We start from the raw sequence: 20,703 nt of genomic DNA on the forward strand, positions 1-20,703 counted from the left end.
TCGAAATGATTCTTCCGAAGCCCCGCCGCAGCAAGAAAGGCGGGCGACCACAAACTGTGGACGTGCGGGAAGTGATCAACACGATCCTCTATCAATGCCGATCGGGATGCCAGTGGGATATGCTTCCGCATGACCTGTTGCCCAAGAGCACGGTGTACGATTATTTCAAACGCTGGCGTGACGATGGAACACTGCAAAGAATCAATGACATCCTCGTCGGCGCAGTTCGATCGATGGAAGCTCCCAGCGAAGAGTGCGACCCCAGTGCTGCGAGCATCGACAGTCAAAGCGTGAAAAGCAGTGAGCGCTCAAACAGCCGTGGGTATGACGGTGGTAAGAAAATCACCGGGCGAAAACGAAATATTGCGGTCNTACGCCGACCGGCCGGCGTCCGAGGTTTCGTTTTACTGCCGAAACGCTGGGTTGCTGAGAGAACGTTCAGTTGGCTAGGTCGCTGGCGACGCTTGAGTCGTGACTATGAACATCACACCAAATCGAGGGAAGCCATGATCTATGTGGCTTCCATTGGTCGCATGCTCCGCCGCTTAGCTCCTTCACCCAACCAAGCTCCGTTCAAATACCGACTTACAGCATGAAGAGGATTCCGGATAGGCTCTAAGACAACGTTCTAAGCGATCGACAATTGTTGGAGTCTGCTGTTCGCGGTGATAAACGGATTGGAGATTCACGCGAAGCAACAGAATCCCACACTCGCTTCCAATTTCACTTGCCATCCGATTGAACGACGTCAACGCGATTTAATCAGGAACATCGATGAACAACTCAACCAAAACGATTGGAAGCGTAGTCGATCGACTCATGGCGGTTCGGCAGTTTTCGATGAAGATCATCGACCCACTCGAGACAGAAGACTTTGTGATTCAAACGATGCCGGACGTGAGTCCCACAAAATGGCATCTCGCACATACGACCTGGTTTTTCGAGCAGTTCATTCTGATGCCGTCGATGCCGGGCTATCGAGTCTTTCATCCTCAGTTCTCCTTTCTTTTCAACTCGTATTACAACGCTGTGGGGGAACGTCATCCCCGCATGCATCGCGGAGTGCTGTCTCGACCGACCGTCCGAGAAGTTCTTGAGTATCGAAGCTATGTCGATCAGGCACTTAAGAGTTTCCTGCAGCAACCGCCATCAAAAGACGTCGGCGAACTGATCGAGATCGGAATTCATCATGAACAACAACATCAGGAATTGATGCTGACGGACATCAAACACGTCCTCAGCTGCAATCCCCTCCGGCCTGCCTACCGAGTGAATTTGAACGAGTACAAAGCGAACGACGCTGTCCCGCTGAACTGGATTTCGTTTGCTGGTGGCATCGCCGAGATCGGCGCGGAGCCCGGAAGCTTCCATTTCGACAATGAATCCCCTCGTCACGAAGTTCTGAATCGGGACTTCGAACTCGCCAGTCGATTAACAACCAACGGCGAGTACCTCGAATTTGTCCAATCCGACGGATATCAGAATCCGTCGCTGTGGCTCTCCGAAGGCTGGGATCAGGTTCAGGCCTGCCAGTGGAAGGCTCCTCTCTACTGGGAGCTCATCGATGGGGAATGGCAGGAGTTTACGCTGGGGGGAATGCGACCGCTCGATCCCAACGCGCCGGTCACACATGTCAGCTACTTCGAAGCAGACGCTTTCGCAAGATGGTCCAACTGTCGACTCGCCACTGAAGCTGAGTGGGAAACGGTTGGTCAGAGCGAGTCCCATGCACATTCAACGACGATTCCCGGAAACTTTGCCGAGGATGACTACCTCCATCCCGTCGCCGTCAATTCCGAATCGCTGAATCGAGAACAAACGGTCAACGGCATCCATCAACTCTACGGAGATGCGTGGGAATGGACAGCAAGTCCGTATGTGGCGTATCCGGGGTATCAACCGGCCCCCGGTGCGATCGGAGAATACAACGGAAAATTCATGAGCAGTCAGTGGGTTCTGAAAGGCGGATCATGTGCAACCTCGCGAATGCACATTCGCCCCTCGTACCGCAACTTCTTCCATCCGGATAAACGCTGGCAGTTTACAGGGTTCCGGCTGGCGAAATAGTCGTCTGCAACGGTTCACCGGGCGCTCGCCCCGTCAAGTTCGGTCCAAATTCGAAATTTGAAACGTGAACTTTTCTTTGTTCGCTCGACTCATGGTCTGCAAGTCGTCACACTTTCGATTTCCCAACAAAACCCGTTGACGTTTGCAGTAGCGACCAATGCCAGAACTGAACAAATACTCAGCCCGAATCACGCAACCTCGTTCCCAAGGCGCCTCTCAGGCCATGCTTTATGCAACTGGCATGACTGAAGAGGACATGAACAAAGCTCAAATCGGAATTGCTTCCTGCTGGTACGAAGGCAATTCGTGCAACATGCACCTGCTCGATCTGGCAGCGAAAGTCAAAGAAGGCGTCGATGCTGCCGATCTGCTCGGCATGAGATTCAACACAATTGGCGTCAGCGACGGAATCTCGATGGGAACCGAGGGGATGAGTTTTTCCCTGCAGTCCCGAGATTTGATCGCGGACTCCATCGAAACGGTCATGGGAGCTCAGTGGTACGATGCTCTGATCGCTCTTCCCGGCTGCGATAAGAACATGCCCGGTGTGGTGATGGCCATGGCGCGACAGAATCGTCCGTCGATCATGGTCTACGGAGGAACAATCAAACCGGGATGCGGTTTGAAAGACGAGAAGCTTGACATCGTTTCCGCGTTTCAATCATACGGGGAGTACCTCGCGGGTCGCATCACCGACGAAGAGCGGAAGGAAATCGTGAAACGCTCTTGTCCCGGAGCCGGAGCATGCGGCGGAATGTATACCGCCAACACGATGGCCTCAGCGATCGAGACGATGGGAATGACCCTTCCGTACTCCTCATCCATTCCCGCTGAGGACCCAGCCAAGTTGCAAGAGTGTCTCGACGCTGGCCAAGCAATCCGCAACCTCCTCGAGAAAGACATTAAACCTCGCGACATCATCACCAGACAATCACTGGAAAACGCGATCGTTGTCATCATGACGACCGGCGGATCGACAAATGCGGTCCTTCACTTAATCGCGATTGCACGCAGTGCCGACGTCGAACTGACAATCGACGACTTCCAGGCTGTCTCAGACCGGATTCCTTATCTGGCCGATCTGAAACCGTCCGGGAAATACGTCATGGAAGATCTTCATCGAGTCGGAGGAACTCCCGCTGTGCTGAAGTATCTTCTTGGGAAAGGATTGATCAACGGCGACTGTCTCACTGTCACCGGGAAAACACTCGCAGAGAATCTCGAATCGGTGCCCGCTCTTGAAGAAGATCAGGACATCGTTCACGACGTTGAGAACCCGATCAAGAAATCGGGACACCTGAGAATCTTGCGAGGCAATGTCAGCCCGGATGGAGCTGTGGCCAAAATCACAGGGAAAGAAGGCCTGGTCTTCACTGGCACCGCTCTCTGCTATGACAGCGAAGAAGACATGCTGAAGGGGCTGGAAGATGGCGAGATCAAAGGGGGCGAAGTGATCGTGATTCGGTATGAAGGACCGAAAGGTGGTCCGGGAATGCCTGAGATGTTGACACCAACCTCTGCGATCATGGGGGCTGGCTTGGGCGACAAGGTCGCATTGATGACGGACGGTCGTTTCTCTGGCGGCTCTCATGGTTTCATCATTGGTCATGTGACTCCCGAAGCTCAGGACGGTGGTCCGATTGCCCTCCTTCAGAATGGAGACTCAATCACCATCGACGCCGAATCCAATGAAATCAATGTCGACATTTCCGCAGAGGAATTAGAACAACGTCGGTCGAAATGGTCGGCTCCTCCCTTCAAAGCTCAGCGTGGAACGCTTTACAAGTACATTAAGAACGTGAAGAGCGCGAGCGAAGGATGCGTGACGGACGAGTAGTGTCCACAACGTACTGGCTGGCTCGTATTCCTGTCCCGAAACCGGACAAGAACAGTCGCAATCCTGTTCTTGATGACATGGACAAGTTGACTTGTCATTCATGTCCCGCGTGGTGGATACGAATGCGAGTTGTGCGGCCCTCTTCCTTATGACAATTAACGATCAGACAGACAGTTCCGTCGAGCGTCTGAGGTCACGGAATGAGCCCGGTAGCTGAACCGCTATGAGCGAACAAAGTCATCAGAAGTGGCAATTCACCTTCAGTCGAGACGTTCAACGTCTCATCGAAACGGTGCATACGCTCAGGCGAATCTGGGTCTTCATTCTGATTCTGGGGCTGTATAGCTCGTTGGCGGTTGCGAAAGAGTTTTCGCCGTTCGAGACTCTGCTCGATCTGCCGTCTGACATCTTCGCTCTCTTCGGGGCCGTCTTGTCGATCATTCTTGTGTTCCGGACGAACCGCGCTTACGACCGGTGGTGGGAAGCCCGCACACTCTGGGGCAAACAGGTCAACATCAGCCGCAATCTGGCCATCAAAGTCAATCAGTTTGCCTCCCTCGAACCTGAGGAACGAACCGGTCTTCAGAAGTCGATCGCAGGATTCGCGTATGCCCTGAAAGACCATCTTCGTTCGAAGGCAACCTTGCGGGAGGTCCCCGGATGGACCGATGCATCGGAAAATCCCCAGCATGTCCCTGCCTGGATCACGCAGCGAATCTACGCGCAGCTGACAGACTTGCTTCATCAGAACCGGCTTTCACCGGACGAGCTTCGAATCTGTGATACGGACGCGCATGACTTTTTGAACGTCTGCGGAGGCTGTGAACGAATTCGAAACACGTTGATCGCGGGATCCTATCGGTCCTACGCAATCAAGTGCCTGCTTCTCTACCTGCTGTCACTGCCCTGGGGGCTTGTCGAAGACTTCGGACTGTTAACGATTCCAGTCACCATGATCGTGGGGTACGTCATGATTGGTCTGGAGACGATCGCCGACGATGTCGAAGAGCCATTCGGAACCGATCTTGATGATCTCAATCTGGAAGCTCTTTGCGAGACGATTGATCGAACAACCGCTGAAATTCTGGACGTCACTCCCGTAGGGGCGCCAGCAGGCTAGTCAATGTGACTGCGGGCCATTGATCTAACCTGCCGGCGACGGAGGAAACTTCGACTCTACCAGCGGAATCCAGAAAACCCTCTCGAGAGTTTCTGGATCTTGCAAAAGCTCTTCTGGATGTGGGAATAGACGCCCCGAACATTCAGTGAATGACCGGTGTGTTCTTCAACGACATTGGAGACATGTACGATGACGCGCCGAACGCGTTTCCAGAAGTTTCGCTGGTGACAATCCTCTTCACCATCCCCTTCATCGGGATCCGCATTGACCGTCACCTGGAACGTTTCTTCGACGAATCCACCATCCGCATCGGTTGCACGAACAGTAATCTCGGTTGTTCCGTTCTGGCCGTCGATGTAATTCAACGTCAGGAGTGAACCGTTGAGAGCCGTGTTAACCAGCTCCCCGTTAGTGTTCCCGACAACTGTCAACACGAGGTCAGACGTTTCAATATCAGAGAAGACTCCGGAAAGGTCGATCGTGGATGTCGCTGTTCCTTCGTCGACTGAAACATCGTCGATGGAGGAAACGACAGTCGAAATATCATTCACCGAGTGAACTGTGACCAGGAATGTGTGGTCGACAAACTCTCCACCGGAATCAGTCGCCCGGATGGTCACTTCGACCACTCCAAACTGATTCGGAAGATAACTCAGCGTCAGTTGATTGCCATCCAGACTTGTCTCGACCACGCCTGTTTCCGAAAGCGACTGGACGCTCAGCGTCAGACTTTCGTCTTCGACATCCTGGAACAGACTTCCCAGATCGATGACGGTCTGGGGAGCATCTTCATCGACATTCACGTTATCGAGCGGCGACTGAACAACCGGTGGATCGTTCACCGCATTGACGACGACACTGAGCGTCTGCTCCACGAAATCTCCTTGCGAATCCGTGGCCCGGATCGTGATCTGAGCCTCCCCGAATCCATTCTCTGCAAACTGCAAATGCAGTTCCTGGCCGACGATGATCGTCGAAACAAGATCGGAGTTCGTGTTTCCCTCAACGGCGATCGAAAGCGTCTCGCCTTCCGGATCTGAAAACAGTCCGGACAAGTCAACGACGACATCGTCAGCGTCTTCATCGACGTTCACCATCGGGAGCGTCCCGACAACAACCGGGGGTTGATTGACGACCTCAATCGTCGTGACCGCAAATGTCTCGTCGACAAACAAACCCGACGAGTCTGTCGCGCGAATGGTCAAATCGCCGGTGACAAGAAGAGATGGATCGACAAACGAAATCGTCAATTGAGTTCCTTGAATGGACGTCTGAATGAGTGACGAATTTGTATTTCGAAAGACACTCAAATTGAGATCAGCATCTTCCGCATCACTGAAGACGTCGGACAGGTCGACGACAACAGTCTGAATTCCTTGATCAACGTTCAAATCGTCGATCGGGTTCACGACGATCGGCGGAGTAGAACTGGGTTCGGTGACCGCGACCGTTAATTGATGTTCGACGAATTCCCCCGAAGGATCAGCTGCACGAATCGTCAAATCGACTGAAGCCAAAAGATTCGGATCAGCAACGCGAACGGTCAGAATGGAACCTTCGATCGATGCCTGGAAGAAAAACGGATTCGAACTCCCTTCCACTGTCAGCGTCAGAGGATCTCCATTGGGATCGGAGAAGAGATTCGACAAGTCGTATGTCGCCTCAAAATCTCCTTGGATGAACTCCAGTGTGCCTGGCGGATTCGCGACAACCGGACCAGCATTGGCTCCCCCGAGCACCTGAATCGTGAACTCTTTGGGAGTGCCAAGCTGCGCCCCGGCAGCATCGGTGACCTGAATCTGAATCGTATGCGATGAATTCGTTTGTGCATCGATCAACGAACTGTCGGTGACCCGCAGCGTGCGACCGTTAATGTGAAATCGTCCACCTGCATCGTCGACCAGAGTGAAAGTGTGCGAATCTGGGATGTCCGCATCGACCGCGATCAGAATTCCGACAATGGCATTGTCTGGGGCGGAGTCTTCGATGTCGGTCGAAGTGAGCCGAACATCCGTCGGGGCGTTGTTGGCGAGTGCGGCTGCTTCGCCTCCGGTTGTTCCGGACAACATCTCGCGAGACTCAAGTGACTCCAACTCAGAATGACGCCGATTGTGTTTTCTTCTTGTCCCCTTTTTGAATTCGTCTTCGAAACAGGTTGCTTTCAGTAAGACGCTCAAAGAATTCAACTCGACCTTCACGACGAGGCTCCCCTAGGCCAATCGGAGACGGGCGAAGAAATCTCGCCGGTCCGATCAAATTTCCAGATCAAACAGAAACGAATAAAACGAATTCACATATCGGGGGGATCTGAGGGGCGTTGCCCGCTCGAAGCTTAGGTCGCCAATTTCACGAGATTCCGAAAATTCTTAGATTTGCAATGTTTTCGATGTTGCCGAAAATACACATTGCTCGCCGAGTCAAAATCTTTCGTGGCAATTTTCACATCGTTCCATGAAAAACAACTGCGAACGCCGATCTTCGACACGGTCCCTGCTCACATCAGAAAACTCAATTGAACCGATGCAGACCCTCGATCCGCATTCGTTGTGAATACCAGGAATTGATCAGGATGCGGCCTGGAACGAGACGTGCACTCGAAAATCCTCGTTGGTGCGATGGCTTGCGTTCTGAGTCGTGATCGGAGATTTTCCCACTGTTGAGGAAGCATCAACGATTTCCGGACACTCCCACTCGCCTTGAAAGTCAGCCCTCGCAGCGAGGTGCTGGGACGAATGTTCGACAACATGAAACAGGGATGGAATGTCCGGCGTAATCATTGATGATCTTCTCCTGATCCTGACAGCCGGATTAATTGCCGGACTCATTTGTCGGCGAATCCAGCTATCGGTTCTGGTGGGCTATCTCCTCGTGGGTGCCTGCCTCGGCGAAGGGGGACTTCGCTGGATTCAAGACGAGCACCATCAACTGGAATATCTGGCGGAAGCGGGCGTTTTCCTGTTGCTCTTTGCGATCGGGCTGGAGTTCTCGCTGGATGAACTTCTGAAACTTGGAACCAACCTCTTGATTGGAGGGGGAGTGCAGATGTTGCTGGTGGCGGTTCCCGTCACTGGCTTTCTCTTCTCTATGGGCATGGGTTGGTCCAGCGCGCTCATTATGGGCCCCGCAGTTGCCTTCAGCTCTACGGTCCTGGTCTTCAAAGCACTCTCAGAACGGGGAGAAGTGAGTAAGCCGCACGGACGAAGAGCGATCGGAATTCTCCTCTTTCAAGACATGGCTCTGATTCCGCTCCTTTTGATGGTCCCTTTGCTCACTGGAGAAGGAAAACAACCGGGACTGTCTGACTACCTTCAACTGGCGCTGACGTCTCTCTGCTTCGTGCTCGGAATTGTGGGAGTGCGGAAGTTGCTGGGGGAATTCGTCATTCCGGGGCTCGCCAGATTTCGCAGCCCGGATCTGGTCGTTCTCTTCACTCTAGTTTCTCTCGGTGGACTGGCTCTGATCGCTTACCTTCTGGGGCTTCCCCCGGCGATTGGTGCGTTTGCAGCTGGGCTGGTCTTCAACGGAAACCGATGGTCGAAGCAAATCGATGCACTCGTTCTTCCGTTTCGAGAAACGTTCTCCGCGATCTTTTTTACGAGTCTCGGGCTCTTCTTCGATCCTCGCTTCCTGATTGATGAGCCGATCACAACTGCTGCCATGCTTGCCGGTTTGATTATCTTGAAGGCATCGGCAGCCACGATCGCACTGAAACTCACCGGTCTGAACTGGCAGAAATCGGCAGGAAAGGGGATTGGCCTTGCCCACATCGGAGAGTTTGCATTCGTTCTCACGCTTCTCGGCCGGGAAGCAGGAGTTGTCACAGTGTCTGACTATCGACGACTTGTGACGCTGGCGATTTGTTCGTTGATTGTCACCCCCATGCTTTTGTCGCTGGGACTTCGGTGGTCGAATGACTCGTCGAGTTCAGTCGACGCTGAACATGAGGAAGAAGTCATTCTGGACACTCAGCGTCGAGCCATCGTGGTCGGTGCTGGTCCGATTGGAAAGCAGGTGACCTCCCGCCTGGAAACAATGGGGCACGATGTCTGCCTCGTCTATCTCAGCTCCATTAATCTTTATCCGTTTGCACAGCTTGGATTTCGAACGGTTGCCGGAGATGCAGCTCAGGCTGAGATTCTGGAACTCGCCCTTGTTCGAACGACAGGGCTGATTGTGGTCTGCGTTCCCTCTGACGAAATGTCTATTCAAATCGTCCAGATGGTGAGAAAGCTCAATAGCAACTGCTTTGTTCTCGTGCGGTGCCGCTATCAGGGAACGGTCCCCAAGCTGAAGAAGGTTGGTGCCGAACGGGTCGTCAGTGAAGAAATGCTCGCCAGTCTCGCCTTGCTGGACGCCCTCGAAAAAGCATCGAGTCAGCAGCTCGCTCCGCCGTCGGACGATCCACTTTCGTGAATGTGGAAATTTCTCAGAGTTCTTAGAGTGGCTCTTCCCGAAGAGTGACCGGACGAGATAGAACAGACGCCTTCTCCGTTCCCGAATTGAACTGCCCGCTTGCCCCGCCAACCCGAATGGGACATTCTCACCGTGTGGCCCCTCGAAACTGCCAAGAGAAACATCATCATCGCTGGATGCATGGGGATGGCTTATACCCAGTTGACCTTGTCAGCTGCTGCCATCGATTACGTCCGAGATCTTGGTGGAACCGGTCTGCACGTTGGCATCTTGAATGCGCTCCCGGTTGCTCTACTGGGATTCCAGTTTCTGGCTGCCATCATCGCGAATCATCCTAATTACCGTCGATCGTTGTGGGTCACATGCTCGCTCGTTCAACGTGCGTTTCTGATTCCGATTGTCTTCGGACCTGTGATCTGGCCGGAACTTGGAAACACGACGTGGATTTGGATCTTTCTGGGTGCGATCGCCTGCAACCAGGCACTTCAGCACTTTTGTTCTCCACTGTGGCTTTCGTGGATGGGAGACTACTTGCCGCACTACGACCTCAATACGTATTGGGGACATCGTCAAAGATGGTTGCAGTGGTCGGCAGCGGGTTCCTTGTGCGTGGCTGCCCTGCTCCTCTCTCAGACAGACCTGGGGGTTCGAATTGGATATCCCATCCTTGCTGCAGGTGCGGGAATACTGGGAATTATCGATGTCTTGATCTTCCTGAAGGTCGACGAACCTCCGGTGACGAAACTTCCCCAACCACGACTCCACACCGTTCTTCTCGCCCCTTTTCGACATCGCGGTTTCCGATCGTTCATTGGCTTCATGTGCTTCTGGCACTTCGCCACAATGATCGGAGCTGCCTTCATCAGTCTCTATCTCCTTGATCATGTCGGAATGAGCCTGCATGCAGTTTTGGCACTCTGGACCTGGTCATGGATCGGAGGAGCCGTGACAGCGAGCGGGCTCGGCCGCCTCAGCAATCGCTTTGGCAACAAACCGCTTCTCGTGCTGTGTGTGATCTGCAAGACGATCAACATGATCGCATTGCTCGCCATTCCTCAAAACCCAACGACCGCTTTCTATATTCTGGTTCCCGTTTTCATGGTCGATGCAGCCTTGAATGCTGGATTCGCCATTGCGACCAACGGATTCCTGCTGAAGAATTCTCCGGCGGAGAATCGGACGATGTTTATCGCCTCTGGCACTGCGATGGCCGGGATTGTGGGAGGGATTACTGCAATTGTCGTCGGAGCCATCCTTTCACTCAATCAGGGATGGTCCGTTTCGCTTGGGGGGCATCTCTTCACGGGATACCACGTCTGCTTTGCGGTCAGCCTTCTTCTGCGAGTGGCTGCGATTCCGATTGTTTCCCGGATTCACGAACCGACATCACACGACACGATCCAGGTCGTGACCTCGCTGATCGGAGTGACACCACTTCGGATGATTCGATACCCGGCTGGCCTCTATCGGAACATGTTCGTGAAACAACGAAACGTTCGACAAGAACAAACCGAAACGCGTCCTGAGCCGACGAAGACTTCTCCTCCGACCTGATCGAAGTGAACTGTTCGATCACTCAGCTCAAATCAAATTCAGCGAGTTTGACCGTCTCCGTAAGCGACGTATTTGTAGCTTGTCAGTTCTTTCAAACCGCATGGACCGCGAGCATGGAATTTGTCTGTGCTGATCCCAATTTCTGCCCCCAGCCCAAATTCTCCACCGTCATTAAAACGCGTGCTGGCATTCACGAGAACAGCTGCGGAATCGACTTCACCGGTGAACTGACGTGCCGAATTAAAGTTACTGGTCACAATGACATCGGTGTGATGTGATCCGTATTCGTTGATGTGAGCAATGGCGTCCTCGATGCTATCGACGACCTTTGCAGAGATTTTGAGATCAAGATACTCGGTCCGGTAGTCATCCTCTGTCGCAACGAGTGCTTCGGGGATGACAGATCGAACGCGATCATCGCTTCGAATTTCAACCCCCTGCTCCAACAACGCCGGCCCAGCCAACTTGAGAAACTCGTCTGCAATTTCTTCGTGAACGAGAAACGACTCGGCCGCGTTGCAAACTCCTGTTCGATGGCACTTGCTGTTGACGAGGATATCCCGGGCCATTTGAAGATCGGCAGACCGGTCGATGTAAACGTGACAGACTCCGTCGAAATGCTTGATCACAGGCATTGTCGCTTCTTGAGTCACACGCTCAATCAACGATTTGCCACCTCGCGGAATGGCGACATCGATGCTGTTGTGACACTTGAGAAATGCTCCGACGGCAGCCCGATCGGTCGTTTCGACAAGTTGCACCGCGTGCTCGGGAAGTCCGCACTCGACCAGCGTTTCTGAAAGCAGACGGTAAAACGCCATGTTGCTGTGAAACGCTTCTTTCCCTCCCCGCAGAATCACAGCATTGCCGCTCTTCACGCAAAGGGCAGCTGCATCAACGGTGACGTTTGGCCGCGATTCATAAATGAAGAACACAACTCCGAGTGGAACGCGGACTTTCGTCACCAGCAACCCGTTGGGGCGCGGATTGCTGTCGATAATTTCGCCAATCGGATCGGGTAGCTGCGCGACTTCTTCCAGGGCTTTTGCGATTCCTTCCAAACGCTCAGGGGTAAGTCGCAATCGGTCGACTTGAGCATTCGTTAGCCCGAACTCCGGGGCTTTGGCAATGTCTCGTTCATTCTCTGCCAGGAGGGTCGATGCCTGGCTTCGAATTCTTTCCGCAGAAAGCTGAAGCCATCCGTTCTTGCGTCCGCCAGTCGTTGTCACGAGAGCACGTGAGGCCTCTTTCGCCTGACGTGCGACTTGGGAGACATATTCTTCGAGGTTATCGTTCATCGTTCTATTCTTACTGATCTTGAATGCGAGTTCAAACTGTGTTGAGTCAACTCTGCACTGACGAGAATCATCGCGAAAATCGGAGCGATTCGTGTTCGAAACGGCCTCTCACGAAATGATATTCCGTGCGGATCGAGCGAGCGTCGCGGGTCGTTCTGATCCCGCGTGTCGCGATGAATCTGCTGAGCGTGTTCTCAAACTAAAGATTGTGAGGTTCGAACATGGTTCGCTGTTTCTTTGCGATTCCACGAGTTGCGTGCCGTGCTTCTCGATACAAGAACTCCTGTGCGCGACATTCCGGATCATCATCCGACTGTTCGTAAGTGTACGAACCGTCCGGCTGGAGTGTCGCTGATTTCACATTGTCTCGTTCAAACACACGCATAATGTGAATCAGTCGCTGGCGACATCTTGCGTCTTCGACCGGGACGAGCAGTTCTTTTCGATGGTCGAGATTTCGCGGCATCCAATCCGCGCTGGAAATATAAACTTTGGGATCCCCTCCGTGGTGCACGTAGAGAATGCGGGCGTGTTCCAGAAATCGGTCCACGACACTGGTCACGCGAATGTTCTCACTCATCCCGGGGACGCCCGGTTTCAAACAACAGATCCCACGGATGTTGAGGAAGATTTTCACCCCCGCCTGCGAAGCCTTGTAAAGAGCTTCAATCAGAACAGTGTCCGTGAGTGCATTGAGTTTCACTTTGATTTTGGCATTTTGTCCGCTCGCAGCACGTTCCGCTTCGGCATCGATCATTTCTTTGATCGCGCTCCGCAGAAGCAATGGAGCGGTTTCGATTTTGCGATAGACGTGCGGGGGTTGAGAGTATCCAGAGATGGCATTGAAGAACGCGATTGAGTCGACACCAAGGTCTTCATCGGTGGTGAACAGGGAAACATCGCTATAAATCTTCGCGGTCGACTCGTTGTAGTTTCCGGTCCCGAAGTGAACGTATCGTTGAATTCCTTCCGGCTCTCGACGCACGATGATGCACACCTTGGCATGGGTCTTCAGTCCCTTCACTCCGTGAATGACCTGTGCACCGATCGACTCCAGTTCGCGGGCCTGATTGAGATTTCGTTCTTCGTCGAAACGAGCCTTCAGTTCGAGAAGGACGGTGACATGTTTTCCATTGTCGACAGCTCTCTTGAGCGCCCGGATAATCGGGCTGTTGCGACTGATTCGGTAGAGCGTCTGTTTGATCGCGATGACATCCGGATCATCGGCCGCTTCATCAATGAGGCGAACGACCGGTTCGAAACTTTCATAAGGATGAAAGAGCATCACATCGCGCTGAGAGATCACATCAAACATCGTCTCTTCAGCGGGAATGTCAGGAGAATTAAGCGGAGGCCACGGCTCGTATTGATGCTGTTCGAAACCGCTGCGAGTCGCGAGTTCCATGAACGCACCCAAGTCGAGAGGACCGGGAAGCTTCACCAGTTGATTCGGCTCGATATCGACTTCTGAAACCAGAAACTCGACCATCTCGGACGACACTGATGCATCAATCTCAACACGAATGCAGTCAGCTCGAGTTCGCGCTCGAAGCACATCCGCCATGTTGACAGCGAGTCCGTGAGGAGTCAGTTCCTGAACTTCAACGTCCGCATTTCGCGTCAATCGAAACGGCTGACACTCAACGATTGTTTCCCCCGGAAAGAATTCTTCGACAAATCGAGAAACGACATCTTCCAGAAGCATGTAAACATGATTCGTATTGCCTTCGCCGGGCAATGAATAAAATCGGGAAAGCGTTCTCCCGAAAGGAATGACGGCATAGCGTTCCTGAGAATCGTCAGACGGATCTTTCTTCGCTGCGCCGTCGATTCCCAGTTCTTCATCCAATTTGTCATCCGGCGATTCAACCGGTGCGAGGCGGACACACATCGCCATCATCTGATTGGCCAGCAGTGGAAACGGATTCCCCCCGCCGACGGCCATCGGAGTGAGAACCGAGAGGACCTCGCGATCGAAAATCTGACGGAGATGATCTTCCTGCTCAGTATTCAGCAATTCGTCCTTGACGCCATGCACTCCCGCTTCATGAAGAGCCGGAACAAGTTCGTTAAGAAAACAATCGTATTGATCGCGAATGATCTGATCGACACGTTCATGCACCGCTTCCAGTTGCTGATGCGGCGAAAGCCCCGACGGAGCTACAGAAGTCGACTTTGATTCGATCAGCGTCGTGAGTGCTCCGACGCGCACACGGAAGAATTCATCAAGATTCGAACTCGTAATTGAGAGAAACTTCAATCGCTCGAACAGCGGGACTTCCTCGTTCAACGCTTCATTAAGCACTCGCTGATTGAATTCCAGCCAACTCAATTCACGATCGAAAAATCTTGTCTCGCTCATCAGTCTGTCCCCTTCCACGAACTCACTCACAGCGTTCCACGCCGTGTCCCTCACACGGATGAGATTAGACCATTTTCGCAGCGCCTCTGCACTCGCCCGAACGAGTTTCTTTCGATGAATACTGCGTTTCGCTCGTGCGAGTCCCAGCGAACCGGAAACGCAGTTGATTTCGCCACGTGAATCCAGCTGGGGAGACCGGAATCTCCCAATCCTTCCGAGGGTTCACGCACTTCCGTGCAAGTCTTCCGCCGATCGATGGACTGACTCCAACAACGTCAGAAAAGTCTCTATGATATCCATCTACTGATTCCGATTCGTCATCCCGATGAGCGAATCGTTGATGTCCCGCCTGACTGAAGAGCAATTTCTATGAGTTACCGAATCTCGAAAGCGAATTTGATGTTCATCGCCGGGATGATCATTCTGTTCGGTTCGACCATACTGATGGCCGAAGACAACCTGGCGATCCTTCCCTCTCAAGTTTTTCTCGACGGTCCCGAATCCTCCGCCCAGCTTTTAGTACAGGAAAAGCACGGAGAAATTCTCGGCCGACAAATTTCCGAAGACATGGAGTGGTCCGTCGCCGACGAATCAATCGCAACGGTTTCTCGACTGGGAAAGCTCACTCCTCACGCTGATGGCAAAACAGTCGTCACAGTCAAATCCACTGAACGGACTGCTTCCATCCCGGTTGAAGTCTCCGGAATGATGTCGGACTTTCGATGGAGCTTCCGAAACGATGTCCTTCCGATCCTGACAAAGTCAGGCTGCAACATGGGATCGTGTCACGGTGCCCTGGCAGGCAAAGGAGGCTTTCGGCTTTCACTGCATGGGTACGATGCCGAGACCGACCACTTCAACATTACAAAACAGGATCGTGGCCGCCGCGTCGAGTTTCAGGATCCGGGGCGAAGTCTGCTCCTCGCCAAACCGACTGGTGCGATGCCGCACAAAGGCGGGCTGCGAATCGATACCGATTCACGCGACTACCGTATTTTGTCTGAGTGGATTGCTTCCGGCGCGAAGGCTCCGAATCAGGATGATCCGAGGATCGAAACGATCTCCGTGATCCCGTCTCGCGTTCAGCTTCGGCCGGGGGAACAACAACAGCTTCTCGGGGAAGCCCACTATCACAACGGAACGGCGCGGGATGTCACGCAATGGGTGAAGTGGACATCCACGAACGAAGCTGTCTGCACAGTTGATCAAACGGGACGAGTGGAGATTGTCGGTCCGGGAGAAGGGGCCATCGTCGGTTGGTTTTCGTCAAAGATCTCCGTCGCACGCATTACGGTCCCCTACGACAACAAACTCCCGGCAGATACGTTTGCCAAATTGAACGCGCGCAACTTCATTGACGAACACGTGAATGAACAGCTCGCGAGGCTTAACCTTCCTCCATCGCCACGCTGCGATGACATGACATTCATCCGACGCGTCTATCTCGACTGCATTGGCCTTCCGCCGACACCGGAAGAAGTCCAGAAGTTCCTCGCCAACACGAGCGAAACCAAACGGGACGACGTCATTGAGCACCTGCTCGAACGACCTGAGTTTGTCGACTACTGGAGCTATAAATGGTCGGACGTCTTAATGCTGAATGGAACACTGCTCCGTCCTCAAGCTGTGAAATCGTATTACGAATGGATTCACAAACACGTCGCCAACAACACTCCCTGGGATCAGCTTGTCACCGAAATCCTCACTGCGACAGGAAGCACATTCCAGAACGGAGCCACGAACTTTTATTCCCTTTATCAGACTCCTGAAGACATGACCGAGAATGCCTGTCAGGCGTTTCTGGGTCTGAGTATCGGCTGTGCGAAGTGTCACAATCACCCGCTCGAAAAGTGGACCAACGACCAGTACTACGCAATGGCAAATCTTTTCTCACGTGTGAAAGCCAAAGGATGGGGCGGTGATTCGCGAAACGGTGATGGACTCCGCACCGTGTTCGTCAGCGATCGGGGGGAACTGGTTCAACCTCGGACCGGTCAACCTCAACTGCCTACTCCGCTCGATGGCGAACCGATTCCGTTCGATAAAACAGAAGACCGACGAGTTCCACTCGCGGAATGGATGACCTCACCCGAGAATCCGTACTTCGCAAAGTCGATTACAAATCGTGTCTGGGCAAACTTCTTCGGAGTCGGACTCGTCGAATCCGTGGACGACATGCGATCCTCAAACCCAGCCAGCAATGAAGAGCTTCTGGCCGCCGCAGCCCAGTATCTCGTTGATGAACAGTTCAATCTCAAGTCGCTCATGCGGCAGATTCTCCAATCGAATACCTATCAGAGATCAAGTCTTCCCGTGGAAGGCAACGAAGCTGACACCCGTTTTTACTCGCGTTACTTCCCGCGACGGTTGATTGCCGAAGTCATCCACGATTCGATCGTTCAGGCGGTTGATGTTCCGACAAAATTCGACTTCATTGGGTTTCCTGGTGCAGACAGACAAGCCACGGATTTTTACCCGCTCGGAACTCGGGCAATTCAACTCTACGATTCGGCCGTCGAGTCCTATTTCTTAAAGACGTTCGGACGAAACACGCGCAACATTGTCTGCGAGTGTGAACGTTCGAACGAGCCAAGCATGGTTCAGGTTTTACATATGTCGAACGGGTCGACGATCAACGAGAAGCTTCAGATGGCCGAGAGCCAGGTGCAGAAACTGCACGCACAACTTCAAAACGGAATGTCGATCGATTCCCTGATCGACAATGTCTATCTCCGGTGTCTGTCACGTTATCCGAAGCCCCAAGAACGTTCGGCATTCGTCGCCATTTTCCAGGAGGCACCACCTAAGGAACAGCGTGCCGTTATCGAAGATCTTTTCTGGGCACTTTTGACGAGTCGTGAATTCGTCTTTAACCATTAAAGCGATGTTGAGTGCGCAGCAAAGTACAATATATTAACTCACAACGTTGTTTCATTTTTAAATCTCTGAATCCATTCTGGATCTCTGAATAATGTCTATGAACCGCCGAAGTTTCTTAAAATCGTCGATTGCCTCATCAGCTGCCGTGGGATTTGGCGCTCCCTATCTCCATGGAATGTCGAAGACGAAAACATACCGGACGGCATTAATCGGTTCGGGCTGGTGGGGAACGAACATTCTGAAAGAAGCAATTCAGGCGGGGCAATCAAAAGTGGTTGCACTTTGCGATGTCGATCTGACACAGGCAGAAGTTTGTGCGGATGAAATATCGACGATGACCGCTGATGAACCGAATCTCTATCAGGATTACCGAGAGATGTTCGATCGAGAAATGATCGACATCGTCATTATCGCAACACCCGATCACTGGCACGCTTTGAATACCATCGCAGCCCTCGAACATGGAGCGCACGTTTTCGTCGAGAAACCGACCGGCCACACCGTCAAGGAAAGCCGAGTGATCGTTAACGTCGCAGAACAAACTGACCGAGTCGTCCAGGTCGGGCTCCACCGCAGGATCGGGCCACACCACGTTTCCGGTATGGAGTTTCTCAAGTCGGGAGAAGTGGGAGATATTGGCATGGTGCGCATGTTCGTCCATGGAGGAGGCGGACACGAATCACCGACCCCTAACAGCGAGCCTCCGCGTGATCTCGACTGGGATTTGTATTGCGGTCCCGCACCGCTTCGCCCGTTCAACCGAAAAATCCATCCGGGCGGATTCCGCAACTTCCTCGACTACGCCAACGGAACACTTGGAGACTGGGGAGTTCACTGGCTCGATCAGGTGCTGTGGTGGTCGGATGAGAAAGCCCCGAAACGGATCTATTCGACCGGTGGGCGTCCCATTGCTGGACCTCCTGTCTTGAACGAAGTCGAACAAACTACCGACGCTCCGGATCACCAGACTGCTGTCTATGAGTTCGAAAGTTTCACCGCGACATGGGAACACCATCGATTCGGTGGCCGAGGTGCGGATCGTCATCCCTTCGGATGCTTCTTCTACGGCACAAAAGGTGTCTTTCACATGGGCTGGCGAGACGGTTGGACCTTCTACCCCGCTAAGAATGGCGACCAACCCGTCCACACTCCTCCACAATTCGACAACGAAAAAGATGGACACAACGTCCCACCGCTCTGGCGAGATTTCCTCTACTGCATTGAAACCGGAAACACTCCTGTCGCAAATGCGGAAGTCGGCCATCTTGCGACAAACCTGTCGTTGCTGGGAATGATCTCATACAAGACCGGGCGAAGCCTCGACTGGGACGGAGACCAAGAGAAAATCTTGAACGACGAGGAAGCCAACTCGATGCTCCGCCGCGAGTACCGCGGAAACTGGACATACCCGACCGCCTGAAATTCTTCCAGTTCGCGAAAGACGTTCACTTCGATGAATCGATTTTCCACCCTGGCTGTTGGTGTGGTAAGCGGCGTCACCAGCGGCAACTTGCTCAACCTGCGTTACTGAGGTGTCCGCGTTCATGACGATTGCACTCTCCAGCCAGCGTCGAGTCTTCCGCCGGTCTGCCATCATCCTGCAGGGATTGATCGTCGTCCAGTTGTTAATTGTTGTTGGAGTTTCGTCAGTCGCAACCGCGCAGGAGATTGCGAACGCACCTGTGTCGCAGTACTGCGAAATTCAGTTTCTGGACGCGGAAACCGATCGCCCGATTCCGTTAATCACAGCGACAACGACTCACGGCGTCCGCTACATTTCCGACAATCAGGGGCGCATCGCCTATTTCGAACCGGGCCACAATGGGCAAGCTGTTTTCTTCAGACTCGAAACCCATGGATATCGTGTACCGGTGGACGGCCTCGGTTCCGAAGGAGTTCGTGTACAGATCGAAGCAGGAGCGCGTCGAACGATTCGGTTGCACCGTGACAACCTCGCAGAACGTCTCTATCGAATCACCGGGGCAGATCTTCTCAGAGACTCGATTCTGCTCGAAAGAACACTGAACGAATCGTCTTCCCCTGCAAAGTCGGGCGTTGTCGGACAGGATTCGGTTCAAGTCGCTGAGTTTCAGAATCAACTCTACTGGTCCTGGGGAGACACTTCGCGGTTGTCCTATCCGCTCGGGATGTTCCGAACAGCTGGGGCAACATCGCCACTTCCCGAAAATAGTGAACGTTCCCCTTCAGAAGGAATCGATCTGACGTATTTCGAAGACGAATCAGGGTTCGTCCGACCGATGGTCGAGCTTGAAGATCCCGAAGGGGTGGTCTGGATCGAAGGAGTCTGCGTCGTTAAAGACGACGACGGAGCCGAAAAACTCGTCGCGTCGTTTTCACAGCGGCGAGATCTTGCGAATGAAATCTCGCATGGAATGTTAACTTTTCATCCCGATGATCAGGTTTTTAGAAAGACAACCTCTTTAAGTAAATCACAGAGATGGCAGTTTCTTAAGAATCATCCGGTTCAGGTGAACGCGGACGGCAAGGAATGGCTCTACTCCGGGATTCCGATTCCTGTCACTCGTGTCCCCGCCGCGTATGATTCGGTGATGAACCTCGAGGCTTATGAATCCTGGTCGTGTATCGACACATCATCTAAAACCGACACGCCGCAACCTCGCCGAAACGAAAACGGAGAACTCGACTGGCGCTGGCAAATCAGCCTGCCTGTGAGTTCCCAACTGGAGTCCGACTGGCTGAAACAGGCACAAATTTCCGCCGATGAAGCATGGTATCTGCCTGAAGATTCCAGCAATCCCGGCCGACGAATTCGACTGCATACCGGGTCAGTCTATTGGAATGCCTTTCGTGGACGATGGGTGATGGTTGCCAGTGAGTTCGACACTCGACAGAATGCCCCCTCCCACCTTGGAGAAATCTGGTACTCCGAAGCGAATCAACCGGAAGGTCCTTACAAGACGGCAATCAAAATACTGACGCATCACCGTCAATCTTTTTACAACAGCTGCCAGCATCCATTTTTAAGTCAAGACTCTCATCGCGTGATTTACTTCGAAGGAACATATACAAACATGTTTACTTCGTCTCCGGCAACTCCTCGATATAATTACAACCAAATCATGTACCGACTGGATCTCCAACATCCGCAGATTGAAAGAGTCTTCGGACCTCCAGCAGGTTAGCGGTCACT

12 protein-coding genes are annotated in these 20,703 nt (G+C 53.0%); 9 read left to right on the forward strand and 3 right to left on the reverse strand.

What is annotated here, in order from left to right; genetic code table 11:
• Window positions 1-5 precede the first annotated feature (5 nt).
• From KOR42_RS13125 to KOR42_RS13140, 4 genes are all read left to right on the forward strand, one after another.
• Entirely contained in the window at window positions 6-596 is a 591-nt protein-coding gene (locus KOR42_RS13125; protein WP_449353753.1) for a transposase, read from the forward strand.
• A 178-nt stretch (window positions 597-774) separates the two neighbouring features.
• Entirely contained in the window at window positions 775-2,067 is a 1,293-nt protein-coding gene (egtB, locus tag KOR42_RS13130) for an ergothioneine biosynthesis protein EgtB (protein WP_146510292.1), read from the forward strand.
• A gap of 157 nt (window positions 2,068-2,224) precedes the next feature.
• A complete protein-coding gene (gene ilvD / locus KOR42_RS13135) occupies window positions 2,225-3,904 on the forward strand; it encodes a dihydroxy-acid dehydratase (protein ID WP_146510293.1) in 1,680 nt (559 codons plus the stop codon).
• 223 nt (window positions 3,905-4,127) lie between these two features.
• A complete protein-coding gene (locus tag KOR42_RS13140) occupies window positions 4,128-5,024 on the forward strand; it encodes a bestrophin family protein (RefSeq protein ID WP_146510294.1) in 897 nt (298 codons plus the stop codon).
• A gap of 56 nt (window positions 5,025-5,080) precedes the next feature.
• Here KOR42_RS13140 and KOR42_RS13145 read toward each other — a convergent pair whose 3' ends face one another.
• Window positions 5,081-7,093, reverse strand: a complete 2,013-nt coding sequence (locus KOR42_RS13145; RefSeq protein WP_146510295.1) for a cadherin repeat domain-containing protein — start codon at window positions 7,091-7,093, stop codon at window positions 5,081-5,083.
• Between the two features lie 691 nt (window positions 7,094-7,784).
• Between KOR42_RS13145 and KOR42_RS13150 the strand changes: the two genes are divergently transcribed.
• A complete protein-coding gene (locus KOR42_RS13150; protein ID WP_146510296.1) occupies window positions 7,785-9,437 on the forward strand; it encodes a cation:proton antiporter domain-containing protein in 1,653 nt (550 codons plus the stop codon).
• A 99-nt stretch (window positions 9,438-9,536) separates the two neighbouring features.
• Window positions 9,537-10,991 (forward strand): MFS transporter, encoded by a 1,455-nt coding sequence (locus KOR42_RS13155; RefSeq protein ID WP_231740910.1) that lies wholly within the window; start codon window positions 9,537-9,539, stop codon window positions 10,989-10,991.
• Between the two features lie 38 nt (window positions 10,992-11,029).
• Here KOR42_RS13155 and KOR42_RS13160 read toward each other — a convergent pair whose 3' ends face one another.
• On the reverse strand, window positions 11,030-12,289 hold the full coding sequence (locus KOR42_RS13160; protein ID WP_146510297.1) for a glutamate-5-semialdehyde dehydrogenase: 1,260 nt from the start codon (window positions 12,287-12,289) through the stop codon (window positions 11,030-11,032).
• Between the two features lie 199 nt (window positions 12,290-12,488).
• Complete coding sequence (ppk1, locus tag KOR42_RS13165; protein WP_146510298.1) at window positions 12,489-14,651, reverse strand: polyphosphate kinase 1; 2,163 nt, start codon at window positions 14,649-14,651, stop codon at window positions 12,489-12,491.
• A 369-nt stretch (window positions 14,652-15,020) separates the two neighbouring features.
• Between ppk1 and KOR42_RS13170 the strand changes: the two genes are divergently transcribed.
• From KOR42_RS13170 to KOR42_RS13180, 3 genes are all read left to right on the forward strand, one after another.
• Window positions 15,021-17,531, forward strand: a complete 2,511-nt coding sequence (locus KOR42_RS13170; RefSeq protein WP_146510299.1) for a DUF1549 domain-containing protein — start codon at window positions 15,021-15,023, stop codon at window positions 17,529-17,531.
• Between the two features lie 97 nt (window positions 17,532-17,628).
• Entirely contained in the window at window positions 17,629-18,951 is a 1,323-nt protein-coding gene (locus KOR42_RS13175) for a Gfo/Idh/MocA family oxidoreductase (RefSeq protein ID WP_146510371.1), read from the forward strand.
• Between the two features lie 124 nt (window positions 18,952-19,075).
• Window positions 19,076-20,695, forward strand: a complete 1,620-nt coding sequence (locus tag KOR42_RS13180; protein WP_146510300.1) for a hypothetical protein — start codon at window positions 19,076-19,078, stop codon at window positions 20,693-20,695.
• The last annotated feature ends 8 nt before the right edge of the window (window positions 20,696-20,703 follow it).

The organism is Thalassoglobus neptunius, from assembly GCF_007859735.1.
GTDB classification, from domain to species: Bacteria; Planctomycetota; Planctomycetia; order Planctomycetales; family Planctomycetaceae; genus Thalassoglobus; species Thalassoglobus neptunius.